This window comes from Klebsiella pasteurii (assembly GCF_018139045.1).
GTDB lineage: Bacteria > Pseudomonadota > Gammaproteobacteria > Enterobacterales > Enterobacteriaceae > Klebsiella > Klebsiella grimontii.
Window position 1 is genome coordinate 2,270,354 of sequence record NZ_CP073236.1, and the last position, 25,800, is coordinate 2,296,153.

Consider the following 25,800-nt stretch of genomic DNA (forward strand, 5'->3'; position numbering starts at 1 on the left):
CCTGGCCTGAAAGCCTCTACAAACTCGCGCGGTGCAGCGCGCCGATACCGCCGTAATCGTTAATCAGTTTCCACTGCAAAGCGCCGGCGCTGACGTTCGGCAATTGAAAACGCGCCGTTTCCCCCGGTCCCACCCAGTTCGCTTCTTTGACTTCGGCGCCGCCAACTTTGACTTCGGCAAAATTCATATAAAAGGCGGTGGGATTAGTGACCTGTAAGGTATTACCGCTACGCGTCCAGCGAAGCTGCTCCGTCACCATTTCCGGTGTTCCTTCGACGGATTTGGGGCGATAAATCAATTTGATACGCGTTTTGATAGCGATCTGTAAGGTATTGGCGCCGGCTTTAGCCTGCGAGGAGGGAATCGCTTTAATGTTCATCCAGAACATGCTTTCTTTATTTTCCGCTAAACCGCCGCTGTAAATGACCCGCAGTCGGGTTTGCTGTTCGCCCTCAAGGCGAAATAAAGGCGGCGTTAACAGAAAAGGGGCAGCACCTTTATTACTCTCAACCCAGCTTTGAATGAGATAAGGCGTAGCGTCATTATTGGTTACGCTCAGTGAGGACTCTTTTTTACCGCCGGGATAGATCAGGCGAGTACCGCCGGTAACCACTCCCGCATGCGCCGCGGCACCGACCAACAGCCATCCAGCTATTAGCACTTTCAGGTATTTTTGCATCTCCAGCTCCCTGGAAAAGCGAGCCACATAGGGCTCGCTAACACTGTCATATAGACGGAAAATTAGTTATAGCTGATGGTGAAGTTGGCTGTACCGTCAGCCTTACCGGCAACGATGGAGGTCTCAGTCTGGATATAACGGACGCGGAACGGCAGATCGATATTGCCGGTAGCCGGGATGGACAGGCTGGCAGAACGAGTATAAAGCGGCAGCGTCGAGTTGCTGCTAGCATCAACCAGCTGCAGGGCCACGCCGGTCGCCACGTCCGGATCGACGCCCGCGCCGGTCAGCTGCAGTTTATCATTATCCCCGTTGACGTTGGCGCCGGAGAACAGTACCGATGCTTTAGCGACGGTAGTCGGGCAGTTTTCCAGTTTAATCGCGAAATTCTGTTCAGCCGCAGTAGACCCGGTACCGCTAAACGCGGTCTTGGCAATCTGCCCCATCTGAACTTCCAGCGGGTTGGACAGGTCGTTCACCACGTCGCAGCCAGCATCAATGATATCGCCGATAAACTTCACCTGACCGTCATCCGCCAGCGTAGCACCAGAGAACGCCGCGCAACCAGCGACAACAGCAGCAAGTAATGTTTTTTTCATGATTTATCCTTTTCAATGCAGTCAATGCATTCACTTATAAGCGCAATACCCTGCGCATCCTTTTATTTACGTTTGATACTAATAACGCAACAAAACATTGACCCATGAAATGGATATAATATTACGAAGTGGTCATTATGTATCAATTTGACCACTTCAATTAATTGAAATATATATCGCCAGGGAAGGCATTTTTTATTTCATATTTACCAGGGAAAAGCCTAATAAACACGATAAAAAACTAAAGAGTGGGAAGAGGCACAAACCATACATGAAGCCAATTAAAGAAACCAAAAAAATAAATGACACCTATATTTAATACAACCACATGAAAATAATAATAAAAAATATTGTTAATCATAAATTGACATTGTTACCACCTGTGGATAGCATAGGAGTCAGTTTGATACAAAATGACTATTCCATTTACCAAACCTCTCTAAATCTTGCATCATTACTTGCCGTATAGATAACCGTATGCTGAATATTCCGGTGTCCAAGGAAATCCTGGATTAATCGTGTATCCACCCCGTTATTCGCCAGCGCGAAACCGCACGCGTGGCGCAGCATATGCGGATGCGCATTGATTTCCAACTGAGCAACAAGGCTCAGATTTTTCATCATCTGATATATTCTCTGGCGGGATAAAGGCTGGCCATTTCGTGATAAAAAGAGCCAGCCGGAATTATTCCCGGGGTAATTATTACGCACGCGCAGCCACTCGTTGAGTACCTTTACCTCTTGTTTATAAATAGGATGCGTGGTTGAAAAGCCATTTTTCAGCCGACGAATATAAATGACCCCACTTTGAATATCGATATCAGAGAGCTTCCAGTGGCGAATTTCGCTCACCCGACACCCATGATTAAAACACATCCACAGTAAACAGACATCGCGTTCCGGGTTAGCCCCCCGCCTGGCGGCTTCAACCAAACGCTGAACCTCCCCGACGGTCAAATGCTTACGCCTTGTTTTCATTCATTTTCTCCATCTACAAAACACAACATTGTGCGTAGTAATAATAGTACGGAAAATAAGAGGATGAGTGGAAATGTAAAGTGAGCTTAATATGATAAAAAGCATGAATATTACAAAAAATATTAAAGAGTAGAGCCCACCGTTTTCGCGCAGATAAAAAAAGGATCGCCGAAGCGATCCTTTTTACCCACGACCAATATCATTACATCAGCGGCATAGCCAACTGTACGATACTGATTAACGGCTGCGGCCATACGCCCAGCACCAGCACCAACAGCGCGGAGATCAGCACCACGATGCCCCCGGCGCTGTACTGCCAGTTAGACGGCGCATCGCGATTCAGTTTCTCCGGCGCGCTCAGATAGAGGCTCACCGCCACGCGCAGGTAGTAGTAGAGGCCAATCGCTGAACCCAGCACTACCGCCCCGACCAGCCACCACAGGTGCGCATGCACACCTACCGCCAGCACGTAGAATTTACCGATAAAGCCCAGCGTCATCGGGATACCGGCAAGAGACAGCATCATCACCGTCATCACCGCCGACAGAATCGGACGATGCCAGAACAGGCCGCGGTAGGAGTAGAGCGAATCGGCATCCGGGCCGCGGTACGGGCTGGACATCAGGCTCACCACGCCGAACGCGCCGAGGCTGCTGAACAGGTAACCGGCCAGGTAAACCCCCACCGCTTCCATCGACATGTCGCCGCTCTGCAGGGCAATCAGCGCCACCAGCAGGTAGCCAAGATGGGAAATGGATGAGTAGCCGAGCAAACGTTTGATATTGGTCTGGCTCAGCGCCATCAGGTTACCGAAGATAATCGACGCAAAGGCGATCAGGCCCAGCACCACGCGTACCGCCTCGCTGCCGCCAACCGGCATATAGAGGAACAGACGCATCACCACGCCGAAGATGGCGATCTTACTGGCGGTCGCCAGGAAGGTGGAGACCGGCGCAGGCGCACCCTGGTAAACGTCCGGCGTCCACAGGTGGAAAGGCACTAGCGACAGCTTAAAGCCAAGGCCGACAATCATCAGACCAAGACCGGCCAGCAGTAGCGGCTCGTGCAGCATGCCATCCGTCAGGCTCTTACCGAGCGCCAGGAACGAAAGGTTACCGGAATTGGCATATACCAGCGCCATACCGAACAGCAGGAACGAAGAGGCAACCGCGGACAGAATCGTGTACTTGATGCTGGCTTCCAGCGAGCGTTTCTGGCGGAAGGCGTAGCCGACCAGGCCGAACAGCGGCAGCGAAATCAGTTCGATGCCGAGGAACAGCGCCGCCAGATGGTTAGCGCCCGCCAGCAGAATGCCGCCCAGCGCGGCAATCAGCACCAGCAGATAGAACTCTTCTTTATTGTCCTTGTAACCCTCAAGCCATGGGTAGGCGAAAGTACAGGTGGCGAGGCTCGCCAGCAGCACCAGCCCGGTGTAGAGCATCGAGTAGCCATCTACGCGAATCAACGGCGTGACGTCCATCGCTCCGTTCTGACCCACGAACCAGAGTGATATCAGCGCGGCGTTCAGGCCGAGAACCGACAGCGTGGCATTGAGGAAATGATTGCGTCGCCACGCAATGGAGAGCATCACAACCACCACCGTCAAGCCGACGATCAGCAGCGGTAGCAGTGCGATCAGTTGTTGTGGAGTTATTGTCATGGCGAATTACGGCCTTGTAGTAGAAACAGAATTAACAAACCACTGCTGAATGTTGCTCATCGCAGAGTGCGAGGTGTCCAGAATCGGCTGTGGGAAGAAGCCCAGCAGCACCAGCAGAACAACCAGCAGCAGGATGATCGACAGTTCACGCAGGGACATTCCCGGCAACGCTTTCGCGGCGATTTCGCTTTTTGCTTTACCAAAGTACGCGCGATGCAGCATCGACAGCGAGTACACGGAAGCGAACACCAGACCGAAGGTAGAAATAATAGTAATCACCGGTACGGTTTTATAGCTGCCGAACAGAATCATAAATTCGCCGACGAAGTTACCGGTACCCGGCATCCCGAGGGTCGCGACCGCAAAGAACATCGACAGCGCCGGCAGCCACTTAATTTTGCTCCACAGGCCGCCCATCTGACGCATATCGCGCGTATGCAGGCGCTCGTACAGCTGGCCGCAAAGAATAAACAGGCCAGCAGCGGACAGGCCGTGGGCAATCATCTGAATCACCGCGCCCTGGTAAGCCAGCTGGCTGCCGGTGTAGATAGCAATCAGCACGAAGCCCATATGGGAAACAGAGGTGTAAGCAATCAGACGCTTGATATCGTACTGGCTGAAGGCCATCCACGCGCCGTAGAAAATACCGATGACGCCCAGCCACATGGCGATAGGGGCAAATTCGGCGGAAGCGTTCGGGAACAGCGGCAACGCAAAACGCAGCAGGCCGTAGGCCGCGGTTTTCAACAAGATCCCCGCGAGGTCAACAGAACCGGCGGTCGGCGCCTGAGAGTGCGCATCCGGCAGCCAGCCGTGCAGCGGAACCACCGGCATTTTTACCGCGAAAGCGATAAAGAAGCCCAGCATCAGCATGTATTCCACGCCGTGGGACATCGGGGTTTTCAGCAGTTCTTCATAGTTGAAGGTCCACACGCCGGTAGCGTTGAAGTGGACAAACGCCAGCGCCAGGATGGCAATCAGCATCACCAGCCCGCTCGCCTGGGTATAAATGAAGAACTTGGTTGCCGCCGTGATACGCGTTTTACCGTCGGAGGCCTTATGGCCCCACAGCGCGATCAGGAAGTACATCGGCACCAGCATCATTTCCCAGAAGAAAAAGAACAGGAACAGGTCGATAGCCAGGAATACGCCGATCACGCCGCCGAGGATCCACATCAGGTTAAGATGGAAAAAGCCCTGATATTTTTCAATTTCGCGCCATGAACAGAGCACCGCCAGCACGCCGAGCAGCCCGGTCAGCACCACCATCAGCAGCGACAGACCGTCGATAGCCAGATGAATGCTAATACCGAATCGCGGGATCCACGGCATCACGAATTCCGACTGCCACTGCGGAATACCAGTAGATTGCGTGAGAGAATAGCCGCCCTGCATCCACAACTGCAGGCCAAGCAGAAACGTCAATCCCATAGTGATCAGCGCGATCCAGCGCGGCATCTTCACGCCAAAGCGTTCAGTCTGCCAGCACAGGAAGCCGCCGATGAAGGGAATTAGTATTAACCAGGGTAATAACATAGCTAAGTATGTCCCTTATATTTTACTCCTGCTCAGGCTATCTCGCTCGCCAGCCCGAATCCTGCCAGTGCTCACACAAAACGCAGCGCGTTTCGAACGTCCGTAAGGACGGCCCCGTAGGGCTGAGCTTCGCGAATCATCCTCACGTACTCAAGTACGCTCCGGTCGATCTGCGCTGGCGGTCTCCGATCTGACTTCGCCGATGACGCCTGTACTTCAGGAACAGATTTTAAACGAATTCTAAAAATAATTTTGGGTTTGTAGGCCGGATAAACACAGCGCCATCCGGCAATCGTTCAACCAGCCAACAAACTCAACGCAATACCATCAGCAGCGCCAGCACCACGACCGCGCCGATGCCCATAGAAGCAACATACCAGCGCAGATAGCCATTCTCGCTCACCACCAGGCCTTTGCCTGCGAAGCGGGAAAGGATCGCCGGAATGTTCATCAGGGCATTCAGCGGATCGCTCTTCAGCAGCCACGCCACGCCGAGGAACGGCTTAACGAACACTTTGTCATACAGCCAGTCAAAGCCCCAGGCGTTGTACCACCAGGTACCGAGCAGACGACCCGGCGCGCTGTTGGCAATCGACGTCACCAGCGTGCGTTTACCCAGCCACAGCCAGGCGGCAATCAGAATGCCGGCGATGGCAATCACCCCGGAGGCGATTTCCAGCGTCATGACGCGTCCGTGTTCAAGCTCGGTGGTCTGCGGCAGCACGCCTTCCAGCGGCGGCACAATCAGCGCGCCAACAAAGGTCGAGAGCACCAGCAGCACAATCAGCGGCAGATGATGGGTAATCCCCTTCCCTGCATGAGCGTGAATTTGTTCTTTACCGTGGAACACGATGAAAATCATACGGAAGGTGTACAGGGAGGTCATAAACGCCCCGACCAGACCGGCGACCATCAGATTAAGATGACCATTCGCCATCGCGCCCGCCAGAATCTCATCCTTACTGAAGAAGCCGGCAGTCACCAGCGGCAGCGCGGACAGCGCGGCACCCCCTACCAGGAAGCAGACGTATACCAGCGGAATTGACTTACGCAGGCCGCCCATCTTGAAGATATTCTGTTCGTGATGGCAGGCGAGAATCACCGAACCGGACGACAGGAACAGCAGCGCTTTAAAGAACGCATGGGTCATCAGATGGAAAATTGCCGCATCCCATGCCTGCACGCCAAGCGCGAGGAACATGTAGCCAATCTGGCTCATGGTGGAATACGCGAGTACGCGTTTGATATCGGTCTGCACAAGGGCGGCAAAACCTGCCAGTACCAGCGTCACCGCCCCGACAATCCCCACCAGATGCAGTACTTCCGGGGTCATCAGGAACAGGCCGTGAGTACGAGCAATCAGATAAACACCGGCGGTGACCATGGTCGCGGCGTGGATCAGCGCGGAGACAGGGGTTGGACCCGCCATCGCGTCCGCCAGCCAGGTCTGCAACGGCAGCTGGGCAGATTTACCCACCGCGCCGCCCAGCAGCATCAGGGTTGCCCACATCAGCATGTTATTACCTGCTTCGAAGTGCGCAGGCGCCAGTTCGACCATTTCGCGGAAGTTCAGGGTGCCCAGCTCGTTGTAGAGAATGAACAGCGCGAACGCCAGGAATACGTCGCCGACGCGGGTCACCACAAACGCTTTCATCGCTGCCGCGCCGTTCTTCGGATCGGTGTAGTAGAAGCCGATCAACAGATAGGAGCACAGGCCCACGCCTTCCCAGCCGAGGTACATCAGCAGCAGGTTATCCGCAAGCACCAGAACGACCATGCTGGCGATAAACAGGTTGGTATAGGCGAAGAAGCGGGAGTAACCCTCTTCACCGCGCATATACCAGGAGGCGAACATGTGGATCAGGAAGCCGACGCCGGTGACCACGGACAGCATAGTCAGAGAGAGGCCGTCCAGCACCAGATTGAAGCCGATGTTGAAGTCGCCGACCGACATCCAGGTCCACAGCGGTACGCTGACCGCCTGTTTGCCGTTGGCGAAGAAGTCTACGCCGACAAACGCCGTGACCAGCGCCGCCAGGCCTACCGAGCCCACACCCACGGTGGCGGATAAATTTTCCGACCAGCGGCCACGGGAGAAGGCCAGCAAAACAAAGCCAATCAATGGCAAAAGAATGGTTAAGGCAAGCATGTTCATCCGCGCAACTCACTTACTGAATCGATGTTCAGGTTCTGGCGACGACGATGGAGCTGCAGCAGCAGCGCCAGGCCGATACTCGCTTCCGCGGCGGCGAGCGTGATGGCGAGGATATACATTATCTGGCCATCGGTCTGGCCCCAGTAGCTCCCTGCAACCACGAAAGCCAGCGCGGCGGCATTGATCATGATCTCCAGGCTAATCAGCATAAACAGCAGATTGCGGCGGATAACTAGCCCCGTCAGGCCGAGGACAAACAGGACAGAGGCGAGGATCAGTCCATGTGTTAAGGGGATCATGCGTGTTCCTCCGTTTTTCTTTTATCGCTGTCGTTCGGACGGTTGCTCAGCACTTCCCCGGCGCGTTCTTCACGGCCGATATGGAAGGCGACAACCAGGCCCGCAAGCAGCAGCATGGAGGCCAGCTCCACCGCCAGTACGTACGGCCCAAACAGCGCGATACCCACCTCTTTGGCGTTAATCGCCGCGCCGTCGATACCCTGATCGTTAACGCCGAGAATGGCGTAAACGATCACCACCAGCAGCACCGCGGAAAGAATGGCTGGACCAATCCAGATCCCGGGTTTCAGCCACTGACGCTCCTGTTCGATTTCGCTGCCGCCCAAATTGAGCATCATCACCACGAACACGAACAGCACCATAATGGCCCCGGCGTAGACAATAATTTCCAGCGCACCGGCAAAGTAGGCCCCTAACGAGAAGAACACCCCGGCAATCGCCAACAGCGAAATAATCAGGTACAGCAGCGCGTGCACCGGATTGGTGTGGGTGATCACCCGCAGGGTTGCGAGGATGGCTATCAGGCCACAGATATAAAAAGCGAATTCCATTGCCCTCTCCTTACGGTAACAGGCTCTTGACGTCGATAGGCTTAGCTTCGTTCTCTGCTTCGCCCTTATCTTTGCCGTCGATTGCCATACCCGCCATCCGGTAGAAGTTATATTCCGGATATTTACCCGGACCGGAAATCAGCAGATCCTCTTTTTCGTACACCAGATCCTGACGTTTGTATTCGCCCAGCTCAAAGTCCGGGGTCAACTGAATCGCCGTGGTCGGGCACGCTTCTTCGCACAGGCCGCAAAAAATACAGCGCGAGAAGTTGATGCGGAAAAACTCCGGGTACCAGCGACCGTCTTTGGTCTCCGCTTTTTGCAGAGAGATACAGCCTACCGGACAGGCTACCGCACACAGGTTACAGGCAACGCAGCGCTCTTCGCCGTCCGGATCGCGCGTCAGCACGATGCGGCCACGGTAGCGCGGCGGCAGATATACCGGCTCTTCCGGGTACATCCGAGTTTCTCGTTTGGCAAAGGCGTGCATCCCGATCATGCAGATACTGCGGACCTGGGTGCCAAACCCTACCAATAATTCTTTTAAGGTCATGGTCAATTCACCCCTTATTGCGCCTGCCAGAGAATGACAGCCGCCGTTACCAACAGGTTGATCAGCGTTAACGGCAGGCATACCTTCCAGCCAAAGGACATTACCTGGTCATAACGCGGACGCGGTAATGATGCGCGGATCAAAATGAACATCATCATAAAGAACGCGGTTTTCAGCGCGAACCAGATGAAAGGAGGTAACCATGGGCCATTCCAGCCGCCGAAGAACAGCGTCACAATCAGCGCCGATACGGTGACAATCCCGATATATTCACCGACGAAGAACAGACCGAACTTCATGCCGGAGTATTCGATATGGTAACCGTCAGCCAGCTCCTGTTCCGCTTCCGGTTGGTCAAACGGATGACGGTGACATACCGCTACGCCCGCAATCGCAAAGGTCACGAAGCCAAAGAACTGAGGGATGACGTTCCACAGATGCGCCTGGTTGTTGACGATATCGGTCATGTTGAATGAACCGGCCTGCGCCACCACGCCCATCAGGGAAAGCCCGAGGAACACTTCGTAGCTCAGGGTCTGGGCAGAAGCACGCATCGCGCCAAGCAGCGAGTATTTGTTGTTGCTCGACCAGCCGGCGAACAGTACCGCATAGACCGCCAGGCCTGCCATCATCAGGAAGAACAGAATGCCGATGTTCAGATCGGCCACCACCCACGTCGGGCTGACCGGCACGATGGCGAAGGCCAGCAGCAGCGAAGTAAAGGCGATCACCGGCGCCAGAGTAAAGATCACGCGATCCGAGAAGCGCGGAACCCAGTCCTCTTTAAAGAACATCTTGATCATGTCGGCGACGAGCTGCAGCGAACCGCCCCAGCCCACGCGGTTAGGTCCGTAACGGTTCTGGAACAGGCCCAACAGACGACGTTCGCCGAAGCTCATAAACGCGCCGCAGGTGACCACCACCAGTAGAATCACTACCGCTTTAAGGATGCCTAACAGAATGTCGATGAGATCGGGAGTTAACCAACTCATGCTTTCGCCTCCTGCAGAGTATCAATACGCGCTCCGGTCAGCACCGGCGCAATCCCTGGCATGCCCATCGGTAAGCCAACCTGTCCTGCCGTCAGCCCCGCCGAGATTACCAGCGGCAGGCTAAGCGCCTGGCCATCAACGCTAAAAGAGACCATTGCACCTTCGTTCACCCCAAGCTTCGCGGCATCTGCCGGGTTCAGCTTAACGTACGGCTGCGGCATGCGGCTCTGGAATACCGGAGAACGCTGCGACAGCTCGTCGCTGCCGAACAGATGATAGTAAGGCGCGATACGCCATTTCCCGTCTTCTGCCTGGAAGCTTGCTGGTACCGCGGTAAAGTACTCAAGACCGCTGGCGGAAGCTTCAATCAAACGCACGCCCGGATCGCCGTGGCGCAGTTTACCGCCCACTTCATCCTGGAACTTGTTCCACGCCTGCGGTGAGTTCCAGCCCGGAGCCCAGGCAAACGGAATTTGCGAGCGCGGCGCGGACGGCTGGTTGTTCCCTTCCATGGAGAAGGCGAACATGGTGTCTTTATCCTGCGGCTGACGGGGTTCATGCACGCTGATGTTGGCGCGCATCGCCGTACGACCGCTATAGCGGTGCGGTTCACGGGCCAGCTTCTGACCGCGAATGCGGAAGGTCGCATCCGGCGCGGCGTCTTTGATCCCGGCCAGCTGCGGCAGGGCGGCAATGGCGGCGTCAATCACGTGGTCCAGCTGGGTCCAGTCAACCTGACGGTTGTTCACGGTGCTGTGCAATGAGTGCAGCCAACGCCAGCTCTCCAGCATTACGGTTTTCGCGTCGTAGTAGGCCGGGTCGTAAACCTGGAAGAAGCGCTGGGCGCGACCTTCGTTGTTGACCACGGTACCGTCGCTTTCCGCAAAGCTTGCCGCGGAGAGCACCAGATGCGCTTTTTCCATAATCGCCGTACGCTGATGGTCAACCACCATCACCAGGGGCGCTTTCGCCAGCGCCGCATCAACGCGGGCGGCTGAAGCGTGGCGGTGCAGGTCGTTTTCCAGCACGATAACCGCATCGGCAGAGCCGGTTTCCAGTTCGCTCAGCGCTTCTTCAAGCGAGCCGCCGCCGATCATGCCGAGGCCAACGCTGTTGACCGCGCGGGCGACCATCGTCACGCCGACATCGGCGCCGCGACCTTTCAGGGCTTTCGCCACGTTGGCCGCCGCCTGAATAACTTCAATGCTGCCGGCGTTGGTTCCGGAGACAATCAGCGGTTTTTTCGCTCCGGCTAACGCCTGAACGATCACGTCAATTTTGCCTTTCAGCTCGCCGCTCAGCCCTTCTACCGCCGGGGCGCTTTCGTCCAGCGCATGGGCGATGGCAAAACCGAGTCGCGCCTGATCTTCCACCGGCGCGCGGTAGGTCCATGCGGCGATGTCATCGAGGCGGGTGTCATCAATATTGGTGACAAACAGCGGATGCTTCGCGCGCTGGCCGATGTTAAGGATCGCGGCGATCTGCCAGTCGGCGACTTTCTGCGCCGCCGCCATTTCACGCGCTTTGCCTTTCACCGCCTGACGCACCGCCAGCGCGATACGCGCGCCGGTCTGGGTGATGTCTTCGCCGAGGATCAGCACCGCATCGTAGGATTCGATCTCGCGCAGCGCCGGGGTATGAATACCGCCATCGCGCAGCACTTTCAGCATCATCTGCAGGCGTTCTTGTTCACCTTTAGCAATGCCGGTATAGAAGTTCCCGGCGCCGACCAGTTCGCGCAGCGCGAAGTTGCTTTCGAGGCTGGCGCGCGGAGAGCCGATACCGATTACTTTCTTCGACTGACGCAGAATATCCGCCGCACCCTGCATCGCCTGCTCGGCGTTAAGGGTAATCAGATCGTCGCCGCGGCGTTGAACCGGCTGACGCGGACGGTCTTTGAGATTCACATAGCCGTAGCCGAAACGACCGCGGTCGCAGAGGAAGTAGCGGTTAACGGTACCGTTATAGCGGTTTTCGATACGACGCAGTTCGCCATAGCGTTCGCCGGGGCTGATGTTACAGCCGACGGAACACTGCTGGCAGATGCTTGGCGCAAACTGCATGTCCCATTTACGGTTATAACGCTCGGAGTGCGTTTTATCGGTAAACACGCCGGTCGGACAGACTTCCACCAGGTTGCCGGAGAACTCGCTTTCCAGCATCCCGTCTTCCGGGCGTCCGAAGTAGACGTTGTCGTGAGCGCCATAAACGCCAAGATCGGTGCCGTCTGCATAATCTTTGTAATAGCGAACGCAGCGGTAGCAGGCGATACAGCGGTTCATTTCGTGAGAGATGAACGGCCCAAGATCCTGGTTGCGGTGAGTACGCTTGGTAAAGCGGTAGCGACGGAAGCTATGACCGGTCATTACGGTCATATCCTGCAAGTGGCAGTTGCCGCCCTCTTCGCACACCGGACAGTCGTGCGGGTGGTTGGTCATCAGCCACTCAACTACGCTTTCGCGGAACTGCTTCGCTTCTGCGTCGTCGATGGAAATAAAAGTGCCGTCGGATGCCGGTGTCATACAGGACATCACCAGGCGGCCACGCGTGTCTTCCGCGTTCTGATATTGCTTCACCGCACACTGGCGGCAAGCACCGACGCTCCCTAGCGCCGGATGCCAGCAAAAGTATGGAATATCCAGGCCCAAAGAGAGACAAGCTTCTAGCAGGTTGTCCGCTCCGTTGACCTCGTACTCTTTGCCGTCTACATGAATCGTAGCCATTAGCGTGCTTCCAAAGTAAAAAAATCTTTTCCACTTATTCATTCAGGCAGCCAACGTAGAGGCAACCTGAATGATTTTGTGGATACATTACCAGCGCGTCTTAAGCAGGTTCGGCTGAATCCCGTTGATTGCATGGGTATTGCTGAACTGCTGTTTAATGCCAGCTTCGAATTCTTCGCGGAAATATTTAATCGCGCTCTGTAGCGGCTCAACCGCACCCGGCGCGTGCGCGCAGAAGGTTTTACCCGGACCGAGGAATCGACACAGCTGCTCAAGCGTCTCGATATCCCCCGGCTGACCTTCGCCACGCTCGAGAGCGCGCAGAATTTTCACGCTCCACGGCAGGCCGTCACGGCAGGGCGTACACCAGCCGCAGGACTCTCGGGCGAAAAACTCTTCCAGGTTGCGTACCAGCGGCACCATGCCAATCTCATGGTCAACCGCCATCGCCAGCGCGGTGCCCAGACGGCTGCCCGCTTTACCAATGCTTTCGAACTCCATCGGCAGGTCGAGATGCGCTTCGGTCAGGAAGTCAGTGCCCGCGCCGCCCGGCTGCCAGGCTTTAAACTTCAGACCATCGCGCATGCCGCCCGCGTAATCTTCCAGAATTTCGCGCGCGGTGGTGCCGAACGGCAGCTCCCAGACGCCCGGGTTCTTCACTCGGCCAGAGAAGCCCATCAGCTTGGTGCCGGCGTCTTTACTGGTAGAGATGTTCTGATACCACTCGACGCCGTTGGCCAGAATCGCCGGAACGTTGCACAGGGTTTCAACGTTGTTTACGCAGGTCGGTTTCCCCCAGACGCCGGAGCTGGCCGGGAACGGCGGCTTCGAACGTGGGTTGGCGCGACGGCCTTCGAGGGAGTTGATCAGCGCGGTTTCTTCGCCGCAGATATAGCGCCCTGCCCCGGTGTGCACAAACAGTTCGAAGTCAAAACCGGTGCCAAGGATATTTTTACCCAACAGACCCGCTTCGGTCGCTTCGGCAATGGCCCGGCGCAGGTGCTGCGCCGCTTCGATATATTCGCCGCGCAGGAAGATATAGCCGCGGTAGGCTTTCAGCGCGAATGCGGAGATCAGCATGCCCTCCACCAGGAGGTGCGGCAGCTGTTCCATCAGTAGGCGGTCTTTATAGGTGCCCGGTTCCATTTCATCGGCGTTACACAGTAGGTAACGGATGTTCATGGACTCGTCTTTCGGCATCAGGCTCCACTTCAGACCGGTGGAAAAGCCCGCGCCGCCGCGCCCTTTCAGGCCGGCGTCTTTTACCGCAGTGACGATTTCATCCGGCGCCATGCCGGAGAGCGCTTTACGCGCCCCGGCGTAGCCGTTTTTACTCTGGTATTCATCCAGCCATACCGGCTGTTTGTCGTCGCGCAGACGCCAGGTTAACGGATGGGTTTCGGCAGTACGAATAATGGTTTTCATTTATACCGCTCCAGGAGGTCAGGAATCGCTTCCGGCGTCAGATAACTGTGAGTGTCCTCATCAATCATCATGGTCGGCCCCTTGTCGCAGTTGCCCAGGCAGCAGGTCGGCAGCAGAGTGAAGCGGCCATCAAAGGTGGTTTGACCCGGTTTGATATCCAGCTTCTTCTCGATCGCCGACTGAATGCCCTGGAACCCGGTGATATGGCACACCACGCTGTCGCAGTAGCGAATCACGTGACGGCCTACCGGCTGGCGGAATATTTGGCTGTAGAAGGTCGCCACGCCTTCTACGTCGCTGGCCGGGATCCCCAGCACATCGGCGATAGCGTAGATTGCGCCGTCCGGCACCCAACCGCGCTGCTTCTGAACGATCTTCAGCGCTTCAATGGACGCCGCACGCGGGTCTTCGTAGTGGTGCTTTTCGTGCTCAATCGCCTCACGCTCTGCCGCACTCAGCTCAAAAGCCTCGGTTTGTGGTTGTTGATTCTCGTGCATAATTAGCGGTCCACGTCTGACATAACAAAATCGATACTACCCAGATAGACAATCAGGTCGGAGACCAGACTGCCGCGAATAGCGGCCGGGATCTGCTGCAGGTGTGCGAAGCTTGGCGTGCGCACGCGGGTACGGTAGCTCATGGTGCTGCCGTCGCTGGTCAGGTAGTAACTGTTAATACCCTTGGTCGCTTCAATCATCTGGAAGGATTCTTGCGCCGGCATGACCGGGCCCCAGGAAACCTGCAGGAAGTGCGTAATCAGGGTTTCAATATGCTGCAGCGTGCGCTCTTTCGGCGGCGGCGTCGTCAGCGGGTGATCCGCCTTGAACGGGCCTTCCGGCATGTTATCGAGGCACTGCTGAAGAATGCGCAGGCTCTGGCGCAGCTCTTCCACTTTCAGCATCACGCGGGTGTAGCAGTCGGAGACGCCACCGCCGGTCGGGATTTCAAAGTCGAAGTTTTCATAGCCAGAATAAGGACGCCATTTACGCACGTCGAAGCCGATGCCGGTCGCGCGCAGGCCCGCGCCGGTGGTGCCCCACTCCAGCGCTTCTTTGGCGTTGTAGGCGGCAACCCCTTTCGAACGACCGATCAGGATGGAGTTGCGCAGCGCGGCCTTTTCATAGGAATCCAGACGCTTCGGCATCCACTCGAGGAATTCACGCAGCAGGCGATCCCAACCGCGGGGCAGGTCGTGCGCGACGCCGCCGATACGGAACCAGGCCGGGTGCATACGGAAGCCGGTAATCGCTTCCACCAGATCGTAGATCTTTTGGCGGTCGGTAAAGGCAAAGAACACCGGCGTCATCGCCCCGACGTCCTGGATAAAGGTGGAGATGTACAGCAGATGGCTGTTGATACGGAACAGCTCGGAAAGCATTACGCGGATGACGTTGACGCGATCCGGCACGGTTATTCCCGCCAGTTTCTCCACCGCCAGCACGTACGGCATCTCATTAACGCAGCCGCCGAGGTACTCAATACGGTCGGTATACGGAATGTAGCTGTGCCAGGACTGGCGCTCACCCATCTTCTCAGCGCCGCGGTGGTGGTAGCCGATATCCGGAACGCAGTCGATGATCTCTTCGCCATCAAGCTGCAAAATAATACGGAACGCACCGTGCGCGGAGGGGTGGTTCGGGCCGAGGTTAAGGAACATAAAGTCCTCGTTTTCGGTCCCGCGCTTCATGCCCCACTCTTCCGGTTTGAAAGTCAGCGCTTCCATTTCCAGATCCTGTTTGGCTTTGGTCAGCTCAAACGGGTCAAATTCGGTTGCACGCGCCGGGTAGTCTTTACGCAGCGGGTGGCCTTCCCAGGTCGGCGGCATCATGATGCGGCGCAGATTCGGGTGACCATCGAAGGTGACGCCAAACATCTCCCAGGTTTCACGCTCATACCAGTTGGCGTTCGGGTACAGTTTGGTGAAGGTCGGCAGATGCAGATCGTTTTCAGACAATGCAACCTTGAGCATGATGTCGCGATTGCGGTCGATTGAAATCAGGTGATAGAAAACGGAAAAATCCGCGGCGGGTAAACCATCGCGGTGCGTGCGCAGACGTTCGTCCATGCCATGCAGGTCAAACAGCATCACGTAAGGCTTCGGCAACTTCTTCAGGAAATCACCCACCTCAAGCAGCTGTTCGCGCTTCACCCAAACCACCGGAACGCCGGTGCGGGTGGGCTGAACGGTAAAGGCATCCGGCCCAAAACGGTTGCGCAGTTCGCCGATCACCGGGTCATCAAGGTGATCGCGGGTTTGCCAGGCTGGTGCGGCGTCATGCGCGGTTAAATCGGTCATATTGTTCACCATTGCAAAAGGTCCGTGGTGACTGCCGGCGAGACTTCGCGCTGTAGTAGATTGATTTGCGAAGTTTTCATCCCGCCCGCAGGCGCAAGTTAAATCTCGTCCGGAGTCCGCAGATTGGTCACTGCAATACGTTCGCCGCGTTTACGCTCGCGTTCCGACTGCATATTGGCGCGATAAACGCCCTGATCGCCTACCACCCAAGAGAGCGGACGACGTTCTTTACCAATGGATTCCTGCAGCAGCATCAGCGCCTGCATATACGCTTCCGGACGCGGCGGGCAGCCCGGGATGTAAACATCGACCGGAATAAACTTATCCACGCCCTGCACGACAGAGTAAATATCGTACATTCCGCCGGAGTTGGCGCATGCGCCCATCGAGATAACCCACTTCGGCTCCAGCATCTGGTCATAAAGACGCTGAATGACCGGCGCCATTTTGGTAAAGCAGGTGCCGGCGACCACCATCAGGTCAGCCTGACGCGGGGAGGCACGTAATACTTCTGCACCAAAGCGCGCAACGTCATGCACCGCGGTGAATGACGTCACCATTTCCACGTAGCAGCAAGAAAGGCCGAAGTTGTAAGGCCAGATTGAGTTCTTACGGCCCCAGTTAACCATGTCATGTAAGGCGTGTTCGAGTTTCCCCATATACACGCTTTTGTTGACTTCTTGCTCCAGGGGGTCGGTTACGATCTCCTGTTTTTGCAGGGGGTAACGGTCGTTCTCACCGTTAGGATCGATGCGGGTGAGCGTATAATCCATCTTATTGCCTCGCTTTTACTGCGTATGACGGTTAGTGGGACTGTCTGTTTCCGGGTTAACCAGCGTGCGACGGGAGCGCGCAGGCGTCCAGTCCAGAGCGCCAATACGAACGAGGTAAACCAGACCAGCCAGTAGCACTAAAATGAAAATTGCGGCTTCCACAAAGCCGACCCAACCGCTTTCACGGATAGAGGTCGACCATGCGTAGAGATACAGGGCTTCCACGTCAAAGATAACGAAGAACATGGCAACCAGATAAAACTTCGCAGAAAGACGTAAGCGAGCCGAACCGACGGAGTCGATCCCGGATTCAAACGGCGTGTTCTTGCTTCGCGCGCGCGCGCGTCCGCCAAGGTACCAGCCGCCGACGAGCATCAGGCAGCACAGGCCGATAGCGATGATGAGAAATATAGCGAATGCCCAATGATGAGCGATGACTTCAGTGGATGTTGACATACGCATTGCTTAACCAAAAAAGTGTAGCGCTAAAACCCTCTGCTCTTACTGGCAGATGAACGCCACAGCGTTTCACGGGGAGGAATAAAAAAATAGCCGTGCAAAAAAGCGTCCCTGGGTGATGTGGAAGGCCAGTTGCGGTGGCTTTTTACTCCTTTCATTAACCTTTTGTCAACTTTAACAAAAGTTTTCACAACATTAATTTACATTGGATTTTTTTCATTAACATTAAATGCCCTTTCATGCGGAATAACCTTGCATACTGTTCGGGTTTAGTGTTGTTGAATCGTGTCCGTTTCCGCCGTAAATCAAAATGACCCGCCTATTTTGACAGGATTCAGACACGATTCCTCCCCCTAAGGAGGGGTATTTTCTTGATCTGCGACACGCTTTTGTTAATTCAACCAAGAAAACAGCAACAAACCAGATGGTTTTTTAACATTAGCAGGAAGTATTGAAAGTGCAGAGAAAAGTCGAGAAATGAGAGGAGGAGCAGTTCTAACTTACTGATTTAGCTCAAAAGATATCAACAAAACTTTCTATTAATCAATAAAATTTGAAAAAAACGAACCGCAGCGGCGATTTCACACGTCTGGGGTTCGTTTTTACACTTACATTTTGTTACCAGTTTTTGTGATGTTTGTTAGCTTTTCCCGCTCAGGAAATAAGGGAATTATCTCCCCCTTCAGGGGTATAAACGCGTGGCGTGGACCACGGCTGGTACTCTGCGCTCAGCGACTGAAAAATGGCCTGCGTCAGCTCGCTTGCCTTCTGCGGATTGCAGTTCAGCATGTAGTGGGTATCCGGCAGCACGGGTAAACCATCACTCCGGCCCGGTACGCGAAATTCGGGGCTCATCATCTCTACCGGTTGCGCGGTTACGCCAAGCCCGGCTTTCACCGCCGCCTTCACCCCCGCCATTGAGCTTGCCGCATGGGAAAGATGCCACATAATGCCGGCGGCGTTGAGTACCTCTACGATCTCTTCCCGAAACGGATCCGGGGCATCCAGCAAAACAAGCGGGACAGACTCGCCCTGAGGGAGGACATAATCCGCTGCGCAGTACCACAGCGTTGGCGACGTGCGCAGCGTCAGCATGTCAGACCCCTGGGTTTGTCGGGTGGTCAGCGCAAGATCGATTGCCCCACTCTTCAACATATCGACGATATCAAGGTGTTTGAGGACTTTGATTTCCAGCGTCAGCCTGGGATAAAAACTACCAATCCGGTTTAACAGGCACGGTAAAATGGTATCCGCTGTCTCATCAGAGGCTCCCACGGTCAGCGTTCCCTGCAGGCTGCCAAACATTAGCGACATACAGGCTTCATCATTAAAACGCAGAATCTTCCGCGCATAGCCCAACAGCTGAATGCCCTGCTCGGTCAGAAGCTTATTGCGCCCGTGGCGAGCAAAAAGCTCTTTGCCAACCAGTTGCTCCAGCCGCTGCATCTGCTGGCTTACCGCTGACTGAGTCCGGCATACCGCTACGGCAGCAGCGGCAAATGTATTGAGATCGGCGACGGCAACAAAGGTTCTCAAGAGGTCGAGGTCTAAATTTAGTATCGAACGATTTTCATTTATCATATTTGCTTCACATTCAGGCGGCTAATGCTTACCTGCCTTGTTGATGCTGTGCTCCAGGTTTCCGGCTAATCCTTAAGCTTCGCGTTACCCGCCACGGACAGACGGATGAACAACTGGACGAACGTTATTGCATTAGAAAGCACTCATCAGCAGCAAATGCGCGGAATTTCAGAGTAATATTTTGCTCGTATGCCTGAGCGCTTTTAATTACGGCGCATTGTTTTTTGTGATGAGACGCAAAAAATAGCCGTCAATGACCATTGCCTGCATCTGCACCAGCGAAAAACTTTGCCATAGCGCTCAGAAAGATAACAAAAACCTGCAATAACAATGTATTAATAAAGAAACAGGCTATCTGGCATAGTCATCTATCAGTATTAACGATGTTATTCTAACCGAAAACCACAATATTTATAAGCGTTAATCAGTATTATCTCAGGCAATTTTAAATGCTGACCAGCGCTTTAATTAAATTACAAACCTAAGAATATTCCTTGCATAAAATAAAACCCATTTATCAATTAAATGCTTTTCATTAAAAATACCTGGTAAAGTTGTTAACACATTCTGTGTATTGTGAATTAAACGTACATAAGAAAGTGACGCAGCTTTTGCGCAAGAAATAAGCACGCATTCCCGTCAAATCAACAAACCAGATAAACGTTTATAGAATTAGAAAAGAACACAATTTATGACCACCAATGAAAGAATTGAAGGTTTATTGTATAAACAAAACACTACCCCACCAGAGAAATCAATTAATCCAAAAAAATATGAATAGCAAAATCTTCTCCTGTTAACCCTTCAAAACAGCGGGGATGCGGAGTACATTATTCCGTGCTGACTTCCACGGCAGGGAGTGGCGATAACAGCTAAAAGGTCAAGGTTCATGTCCCCCATCGAAAAATCCAGCAAGTTAGATAACGTCTGTTACGACATCCGCGGCCCGGTTCTGAAAGAGGCAAAACGCCTTGAAGAAGAAGGCAACAAAGTCCTGAAGCTGAACATCGGCAACCCAGCGCCGTTTGGCTTTGACGCGCCTGACGAAATCCTCGTTGACGTCATCCGCAATCTCCCGACTTCCCAGGGCTATAGCGATTCAAAGGGCCTCTATTCCGCACGTAAGGCCATCATGCAGCATTACCAGGCTCGAGGCATGCGCGATGTGACGGTCGAAGATATTTATATCGGCAATGGCGTTTCCGAACTTATCGTTCAGGCCATGCAGGCGCTGCTGAACAGCGGCGATGAAATGCTGGTTCCGGCGCCGGATTATCCGCTCTGGACCGCCGCGGTCGCGCTTTCCAGCGGTAAAGCGGTGCATTATCTCTGCGATGAGTCATCCGACTGGTTCCCGGACCTCGACGATATCCGCGCGAAAATCACCCCGCGTACCCGCGGTATCGTGATTATCAACCCGAATAACCCAACCGGCGCGGTCTACTCAAAAGAGCTGCTGATGGAGATCGTCGAGATCGCCCGCCAGCATAATCTGATTATTTTCGCCGATGAGATCTACGATAAGATCCTCTATGATGAGGCGCAGCACCACTCAATTGCGCCGCTGGCCCCGGACCTGCTCACCGTGACCTTTAACGGCCTGTCAAAAACCTACCGCGTTGCCGGCTTTCGCCAGGGCTGGATGGTGCTTAACGGGCCGAAGAAACACGCAAAAGGCTATATCGAAGGCCTGGAAATGCTGTCCTCTATGCGCCTGTGCGCCAACGTCCCGGCCCAGCATGCGATCCAAACCGCTCTCGGTGGCTATCAGAGCATCAGCGAATTTATTGTTCCAGGCGGGCGTTTATATGAACAGCGCAATCGCGCCTGGGAGCTGATTAACGACATTCCAGGCGTATCGTGCACCAAGCCGAAAGGCGCGCTGTATATGTTCCCGAAAATCGACGCTAAGCGCTTTAATATTCACGATGACCAAAAAATGGTGCTCGATTTTCTGCTACAGGAAAAAGTCCTGCTGGTTCAGGGTACCGCCTTTAACTGGCCGTGGCCGGACCACGTGCGTATTGTGACCCTTCCGCGCGAAGACGATCTTGAAATGGCAATTACCCGTTTCGGCCGTTTCCTTTCCGGCTACCACCAGCTCTGATTGCATCTACCCAGCCGCCGGGATTTGCATCCGGCGGCAATCCCTGCGCACAATGTCACCCGACGTTGTAACTGATTAAGGGTTCCTATGAGTCAGAGTCATTTCTTTGCCCACCTCTCCCGCCTGAAACTGATCAACCGCTGGCCGCTGATGCGTAATGTGCGCACCGAAAACGTCTCCGAACACAGCTTACAGGTCGCGATGGTGGCCCATGCGCTGGCGGCGATCAAAAATCGTAAATTTGGCGGTCAGGTTAACGCCGAGCGCATTGCCTTGCTGGCGATGTATCACGATGCCTCGGAAGTCCTGACCGGCGACCTGCCGACGCCGGTAAAATATTTCAACTCGCAGATCGCGCAAGAATACAAAGCCATCGAGAAAATCGCCCAGCAGAAGCTGGTCGATATGGTTCCTGATGAACTGCGCGATATTTTTGAGCCGCTCATCGACGAACAGCACTACAGCGAAGAGGAAAAATCCCTTGTTAAGCAGGCCGATGCGCTTTGTGCCTACCTGAAGTGTCTGGAAGAGCTATCGGCGGGGAATAATGAATTTCTGCTGGCCAAAGGCCGCCTTGAGAAAACGCTGGAATCGCGCCGCAGCGCTGAGATGGACTACTTTATGCATGTTTTCGTGCCGAGCTTCCACCTTTCGCTTGATGAAATCAGCCAGGATTCACCTTTATAAAATAATCACTCCCCGGCCAGCCTCAGCCTGACCGGGGAAGAACGTTGCTGAATCAGAACGGAAACAGCATCGGGATCAGCAGAACGCACACCACCATCACCAGGATAGTAAACGGCACGCCGATTTTGACAAAATCGCTGAATGAGTATTTACCCGGCCCCAGTACCAGGGTATTCACCGGCGACGATACCGGCGTCATAAACGCCGCCGAGGCCGCCATGGCGACCACCATCGCAAAAGGATAAGGCGAAACGCCCATCGACTTTGCCGCGGCCAGCGCAATGGGCGCCATCAGCACCGCGGTGGCGGTATTGGATATAAACAGGCCGATAGCCGCGCACATCACAAACAGACAGCCAAGCATCAGGTACGGTCCTTTACTTCCCGCCACGTCCATTAATCCCTGTACCACCAGATCAACGCCGCCGGTTTTCTGCAGCGCCAGAGCAAAAGGCATCATCCCGACGATCAAAATAATGCTCGGCCAGTGAATGGCTTTATAGGCACTTTCGGCGTTAATACAGCGGAATTTACCCATCAGCAGACAGGCCACGATCGCCGCTATGGGGTTCGGAATTTCGTCAGTCAGCATCAGCGCGACCATCAGCACCAGACAGAAAATCGCATGCGGCGCCTGGCTGTGCGCCGGCGAGGCGTCATTGACCTCAATGGGCATATTCAGCACCACAAAGTCACGACCTCGCTTGGCCAGCAGGGCTATCTGCCGCCAGTTCCCCACCACCAGCATGATATCGCCAAGCTGCAAAGCTTCATCGGTGACCGCGCCGTCAAGAGCTTTGCCATCGCGTTTCAGACCCACAATGTTCAAATCGAAACGGGTACGAAAGGCGATTTCGCGCACCGTCTTGCCAATCAGTTCGGAATCCGGGATCAGAGAGACTTCCGCCATCCCTACGTCAAGCGCCTGATCGGAAAAGTATTCGCCGCGCAGTACCATGGGCTCCAGCATTTGCTCGCCACAGAACTGGCGTAAATCCACATCGGAGGCCGACATGTCGATCAGCAAAACGTCGCGGGCGCGGAACTCCGATACGCCGTTAACGTTAACGATAACCCGCCGGAAGCGCCGCCAGCGCTCAACGCCGATAACGTTCGCCCCATAGCGTTCGCGTAGCTTCAGGTCGTCCAGGCGCTGGCCAATCATCGGCGAGCCGGGGCGAATGGCCAGGCGACGCGCGCGCCCCGTGAGATGATAATCTTTGATAAGATCGCGGAAGGTGCTTCGCTTACGGCCATCGCGGACCTGTTCGCCTTCGTCCCCCTTTAGCATGAAGCGCATCACCAGCATATAGAAAACGCCCAGAACCAGCACCACCAGGCCTATAGGCGTGACGCTAAAAAAGCTGAATCCTTGCAGCCCTTCGCGTAACAGCTCGCTGTTGACGACCAGGTTGGGCGGTGTTGCCACCAAAGTCATCATCCCGCTAATAAGTCCGGCAAAACTGAGCGGCATCATCAACCGCGAAGGTGACGTGTTCATGCGCATTGACACGCTGAGCACCACGGGAATAAAAATGGCCACCACGCCGGTCGAGCTCATAAAAGCGCCTAATCCGGCAACGGTTAGCATTAAATAGACCAGCATTTTGGTTTCGCTATTACCGGCAACCTTTACCAGCCAGGAGCCCATTTTGGTGGCAACCCCGGTACGCACCAGCCCATCGCCAATAATGAAAAGCGCGGCGATAAGGATAACGTTGGGATCGCTAAATCCCGAGAAGGCCTCGCTGAGCGTTAAAGTGCCGCTAAGGACAAAAGCGACAATCACCAGCAACGCGATAGCGTCCATGCGCACTTTGCCGGTGGCAAAGAGTACGACGGCTACGGCAAGAAGAGATAACACCCAAATCAGTTCACCGTTCACAACTTATCCTTGTCAGAAGATGGAGTTGGAAGTTTGGCATAAAAAAGCCCCGCCGGCGCGGGGCTAAATCATGAGATTAATCTTTAAGGCTAACATTCACATTGCCGTCAGGCAGGCGCTCAACCAGCAGATTTTCAAGCGTCGTTAACACCAAATCAGCTTCATCAAGACGCGGCGCATCGGCGGGCACATTGACCGCGATAGTCCGACAACCGGCATTCAGCCCAGAGAGCAGCCCGGCAGGGGCATCCTCCACCACGGCGCAATCTCCCGGCGCCAGCCCTAACAGCTCGGCCCCCAGCAGATAGGCGTCCGGAGCGGGTTTCCCGTGCTTTACGCGCTCGGCGGTGACGAAAACCTCAGCCTCAGGCAGCCCCGCAGCGCGGTGACGAGCATGGGCGACGGGAATCGAACCTGACGTCACTATCGCCCACGGAATCCCCACGTCATCAAGTGTCCTCAGCAACGCCACCGCTCCCGGCAGCGCCGTTACGCCATCCGTATCCGTTGCTTCGACCTTTTCCAGCCAGACGAACTCGGACTGAATCTCTTCTTCGCTGCGGCCGGGAAGAAAATGACGTAATGAGGTTATCGCCTGTTTGCCATGAATGAAGTTCAACACCTCATCATGAGGGATACTGAATCGATCCGCCCATTTGCACCACGAACGCTCCACAACCGGCAACGAATCGACCAATGTCCCGTCAAGATCAAACAGGAAACCTTTACACTGCACGGGAACCTCCATCAGGCGTTGATAATCTGGTTAATTTCGTTACTGCTTAAATGGTACTGACGCGGGCAGGAGTGCCAGGTGCTCAGCATGCGCTGGTATTTTTCCCACATCGGGGTCTGGGAGTTAAAGCCGTGAGTACCGGCGTCAAAGTGGCTGTAGCGCCCTTCAACGTTAACCATAAAGCGGACATAACCGAGATAGCGGGCTTCGGTCGCCACGTCGAAGCCGAGGAAGGTGACCCGTCGCTCGTCAATCCCGCTGGCGTCCTTCAGGTTTGTCCAGGAGACATGCAGCGCGTGATACATCTCCATGATATCAATGATAGTACGACACGTTTCCTCGGTAAGCTGGCCAAACTCGCGGTCCAGCTCGCGCATCTGCAGCCCGTATCCACGCTCAATGATGGTCTGCAGGCGGCGGTAGCGTTCAGCGTTGTCCGGATCGAGCATCGTCATCATTTTGTATTGATTCGACAGAATCAGACGCTGCGCATTGGTCATTTCCATTTTTGACTCCTGTTGCACTTTTACGGCGTGAAAAAAGAAGGCGCATGAATTATGCGCCTTCTTTTATATGCGTTTTCCCGATGAAATTACAAATCATCAAGGAAAGTTTTATCCAGTTGTTTGAAGGCGCGCTTAAGCGTGTCAGCTAAAGCCTGATAATCGGGCTTGCCATCTACCGGCGTTAACGCCTGCCCGGCCTCCTGCAGTTTACCGCGCACTTCATAAAACCAGTTCAGTATCGACGGCGGCAGCGGCGTCACTGAACGCTTACCCAACCACCATAAACCCTGCATCGGCAGGCTCAGCGCAAACAGCGCGGTGGCGACGGCCGGGCCCAACTGGCCGCCGAGGGCGATTTGCCAGCACAGCGTGAAAATCGCCACCGGCGGCATGATACGAATCGCATAACGCGTGGCGCGAATAATACGGTTTTCAATAAACACCGGGGCAAGGCGCTTATCCAGAGGCCAGGTCTTTGCATAGTGCTGCCCGTGGCGAAACAAGCCAAAAAAACTCACAGAGCGATTCTCGGGACCGGACATGGCTTACCTCAACTTTACATATAAAACTTAAAAAATTTGTGCAAAACACCAACTGTGCATGACAACGTTCAAAAGATT

The 25,800-nt window shown here is 54.8% G+C and carries 23 protein-coding genes; 2 read left to right on the forward strand and 21 right to left on the reverse strand.

What is annotated here, in order from left to right:
- Positions 1-16: 16 nt before the first annotated feature.
- The 17 genes from KCG39_RS10540 to KCG39_RS10620 all read right to left on the reverse strand — a co-directional run bounded on the left by KCG39_RS10540 (position 17) and on the right by KCG39_RS10620 (position 19,259).
- Complete coding sequence (locus tag KCG39_RS10540; RefSeq protein ID WP_142445921.1) at positions 17-679, reverse strand: fimbrial biogenesis chaperone; 663 nt, start codon at positions 677-679, stop codon at positions 17-19.
- Between the two features lie 62 nt (positions 680-741).
- Positions 742-1,278, reverse strand: a complete 537-nt coding sequence (locus tag KCG39_RS10545) for a fimbrial protein (protein WP_142468010.1) — start codon at positions 1,276-1,278, stop codon at positions 742-744.
- A gap of 426 nt (positions 1,279-1,704) precedes the next feature.
- Positions 1,705-2,256 (reverse strand): tyrosine-type DNA invertase, encoded by a 552-nt coding sequence (locus KCG39_RS10550; protein ID WP_004123118.1) that lies wholly within the window; start codon positions 2,254-2,256, stop codon positions 1,705-1,707.
- A 202-nt stretch (positions 2,257-2,458) separates the two neighbouring features.
- Positions 2,459-3,916 (reverse strand): NADH-quinone oxidoreductase subunit NuoN, encoded by a 1,458-nt coding sequence (nuoN, locus tag KCG39_RS10555; RefSeq protein ID WP_004123120.1) that lies wholly within the window; start codon positions 3,914-3,916, stop codon positions 2,459-2,461.
- 6 nt (positions 3,917-3,922) lie between these two features.
- On the reverse strand, positions 3,923-5,452 hold the full coding sequence (nuoM, locus tag KCG39_RS10560; RefSeq protein WP_004870953.1) for an NADH-quinone oxidoreductase subunit M: 1,530 nt from the start codon (positions 5,450-5,452) through the stop codon (positions 3,923-3,925).
- A 313-nt stretch (positions 5,453-5,765) separates the two neighbouring features.
- The gene (gene nuoL, locus KCG39_RS10565) at positions 5,766-7,607 is read right to left on the reverse strand and encodes an NADH-quinone oxidoreductase subunit L (RefSeq protein ID WP_004123124.1); all 1,842 of its coding nucleotides are present in this window, start codon (positions 7,605-7,607) and stop codon (positions 5,766-5,768) included.
- Complete coding sequence (nuoK, locus tag KCG39_RS10570; RefSeq protein WP_004104062.1) at positions 7,604-7,906, reverse strand: NADH-quinone oxidoreductase subunit NuoK; 303 nt, start codon at positions 7,904-7,906, stop codon at positions 7,604-7,606. The genes nuoL and nuoK overlap by 4 nt, the downstream gene beginning before the upstream one ends.
- Positions 7,903-8,457: an NADH-quinone oxidoreductase subunit J gene (gene nuoJ / locus KCG39_RS10575; RefSeq protein WP_004123127.1), complete on the reverse strand. Its 555-nt coding sequence runs from the start codon at positions 8,455-8,457 to the stop codon at positions 7,903-7,905. The genes nuoK and nuoJ overlap by 4 nt, the downstream gene beginning before the upstream one ends.
- 10 nt (positions 8,458-8,467) lie before the next feature.
- Positions 8,468-9,010 (reverse strand): NADH-quinone oxidoreductase subunit NuoI, encoded by a 543-nt coding sequence (gene nuoI / locus KCG39_RS10580; protein WP_004104066.1) that lies wholly within the window; start codon positions 9,008-9,010, stop codon positions 8,468-8,470.
- 14 nt (positions 9,011-9,024) lie between these two features.
- Entirely contained in the window at positions 9,025-10,002 is a 978-nt protein-coding gene (nuoH, locus tag KCG39_RS10585) for an NADH-quinone oxidoreductase subunit NuoH (RefSeq protein ID WP_004104068.1), read from the reverse strand.
- Entirely contained in the window at positions 9,999-12,725 is a 2,727-nt protein-coding gene (gene nuoG, locus KCG39_RS10590) for an NADH-quinone oxidoreductase subunit NuoG (protein WP_142468011.1), read from the reverse strand. Before nuoG ends, nuoH begins: the two co-directional genes overlap by 4 nt.
- A gap of 87 nt (positions 12,726-12,812) precedes the next feature.
- Positions 12,813-14,150 (reverse strand): NADH-quinone oxidoreductase subunit NuoF, encoded by a 1,338-nt coding sequence (gene nuoF, locus KCG39_RS10595; protein WP_004870941.1) that lies wholly within the window; start codon positions 14,148-14,150, stop codon positions 12,813-12,815.
- The gene (gene nuoE / locus KCG39_RS10600; protein ID WP_004104075.1) at positions 14,147-14,647 is read right to left on the reverse strand and encodes an NADH-quinone oxidoreductase subunit NuoE; all 501 of its coding nucleotides are present in this window, start codon (positions 14,645-14,647) and stop codon (positions 14,147-14,149) included. The genes nuoF and nuoE overlap by 4 nt, the downstream gene beginning before the upstream one ends.
- 2 nt (positions 14,648-14,649) lie before the next feature.
- The gene (gene nuoC / locus KCG39_RS10605; RefSeq protein WP_004123133.1) at positions 14,650-16,458 is read right to left on the reverse strand and encodes an NADH-quinone oxidoreductase subunit C/D; all 1,809 of its coding nucleotides are present in this window, start codon (positions 16,456-16,458) and stop codon (positions 14,650-14,652) included.
- An 86-nt stretch (positions 16,459-16,544) separates the two neighbouring features.
- Complete coding sequence (nuoB, locus tag KCG39_RS10610) at positions 16,545-17,219, reverse strand: NADH-quinone oxidoreductase subunit NuoB (RefSeq protein WP_002913178.1); 675 nt, start codon at positions 17,217-17,219, stop codon at positions 16,545-16,547.
- Between the two features lie 15 nt (positions 17,220-17,234).
- Positions 17,235-17,681 carry an NADH-quinone oxidoreductase subunit NuoA gene (nuoA, locus tag KCG39_RS10615; protein WP_004123140.1) on the reverse strand — a complete coding sequence of 149 codons (447 nt, stop codon included), beginning with the start codon at positions 17,679-17,681 and terminating at the stop codon, positions 17,235-17,237.
- 651 nt (positions 17,682-18,332) lie between these two features.
- A complete protein-coding gene (locus KCG39_RS10620) occupies positions 18,333-19,259 on the reverse strand; it encodes a LysR family transcriptional regulator (RefSeq protein ID WP_142445920.1) in 927 nt (308 codons plus the stop codon).
- A gap of 889 nt (positions 19,260-20,148) precedes the next feature.
- On the opposite strand from KCG39_RS10620, the gene alaA reads away from it, so the two are divergent.
- Together alaA and yfbR are read left to right on the forward strand one after the other, a co-directional pair.
- Entirely contained in the window at positions 20,149-21,366 is a 1,218-nt protein-coding gene (gene alaA, locus KCG39_RS10625) for an alanine transaminase AlaA (protein ID WP_004123143.1), read from the forward strand.
- 87 nt (positions 21,367-21,453) lie between these two features.
- Complete coding sequence (gene yfbR / locus KCG39_RS10630; RefSeq protein WP_004123145.1) at positions 21,454-22,053, forward strand: 5'-deoxynucleotidase; 600 nt, start codon at positions 21,454-21,456, stop codon at positions 22,051-22,053.
- A 52-nt stretch (positions 22,054-22,105) separates the two neighbouring features.
- On the opposite strand, the gene KCG39_RS10635 is transcribed toward yfbR, so the two are convergent.
- The 4 genes from KCG39_RS10635 to yfbV form a co-directional block, all read right to left on the reverse strand.
- The gene (locus KCG39_RS10635) at positions 22,106-23,938 is read right to left on the reverse strand and encodes an SLC13 family permease (protein WP_004123147.1); all 1,833 of its coding nucleotides are present in this window, start codon (positions 23,936-23,938) and stop codon (positions 22,106-22,108) included.
- A 76-nt stretch (positions 23,939-24,014) separates the two neighbouring features.
- On the reverse strand, positions 24,015-24,674 hold the full coding sequence (locus KCG39_RS10640; protein ID WP_032742182.1) for a sugar phosphatase: 660 nt from the start codon (positions 24,672-24,674) through the stop codon (positions 24,015-24,017).
- A gap of 11 nt (positions 24,675-24,685) precedes the next feature.
- Complete coding sequence (locus tag KCG39_RS10645) at positions 24,686-25,180, reverse strand: YfbU family protein (RefSeq protein WP_004123152.1); 495 nt, start codon at positions 25,178-25,180, stop codon at positions 24,686-24,688.
- A gap of 86 nt (positions 25,181-25,266) precedes the next feature.
- Positions 25,267-25,722, reverse strand: a complete 456-nt coding sequence (gene yfbV, locus KCG39_RS10650; RefSeq protein WP_004123154.1) for a terminus macrodomain insulation protein YfbV — start codon at positions 25,720-25,722, stop codon at positions 25,267-25,269.
- Positions 25,723-25,800 lie beyond the last annotated feature (78 nt).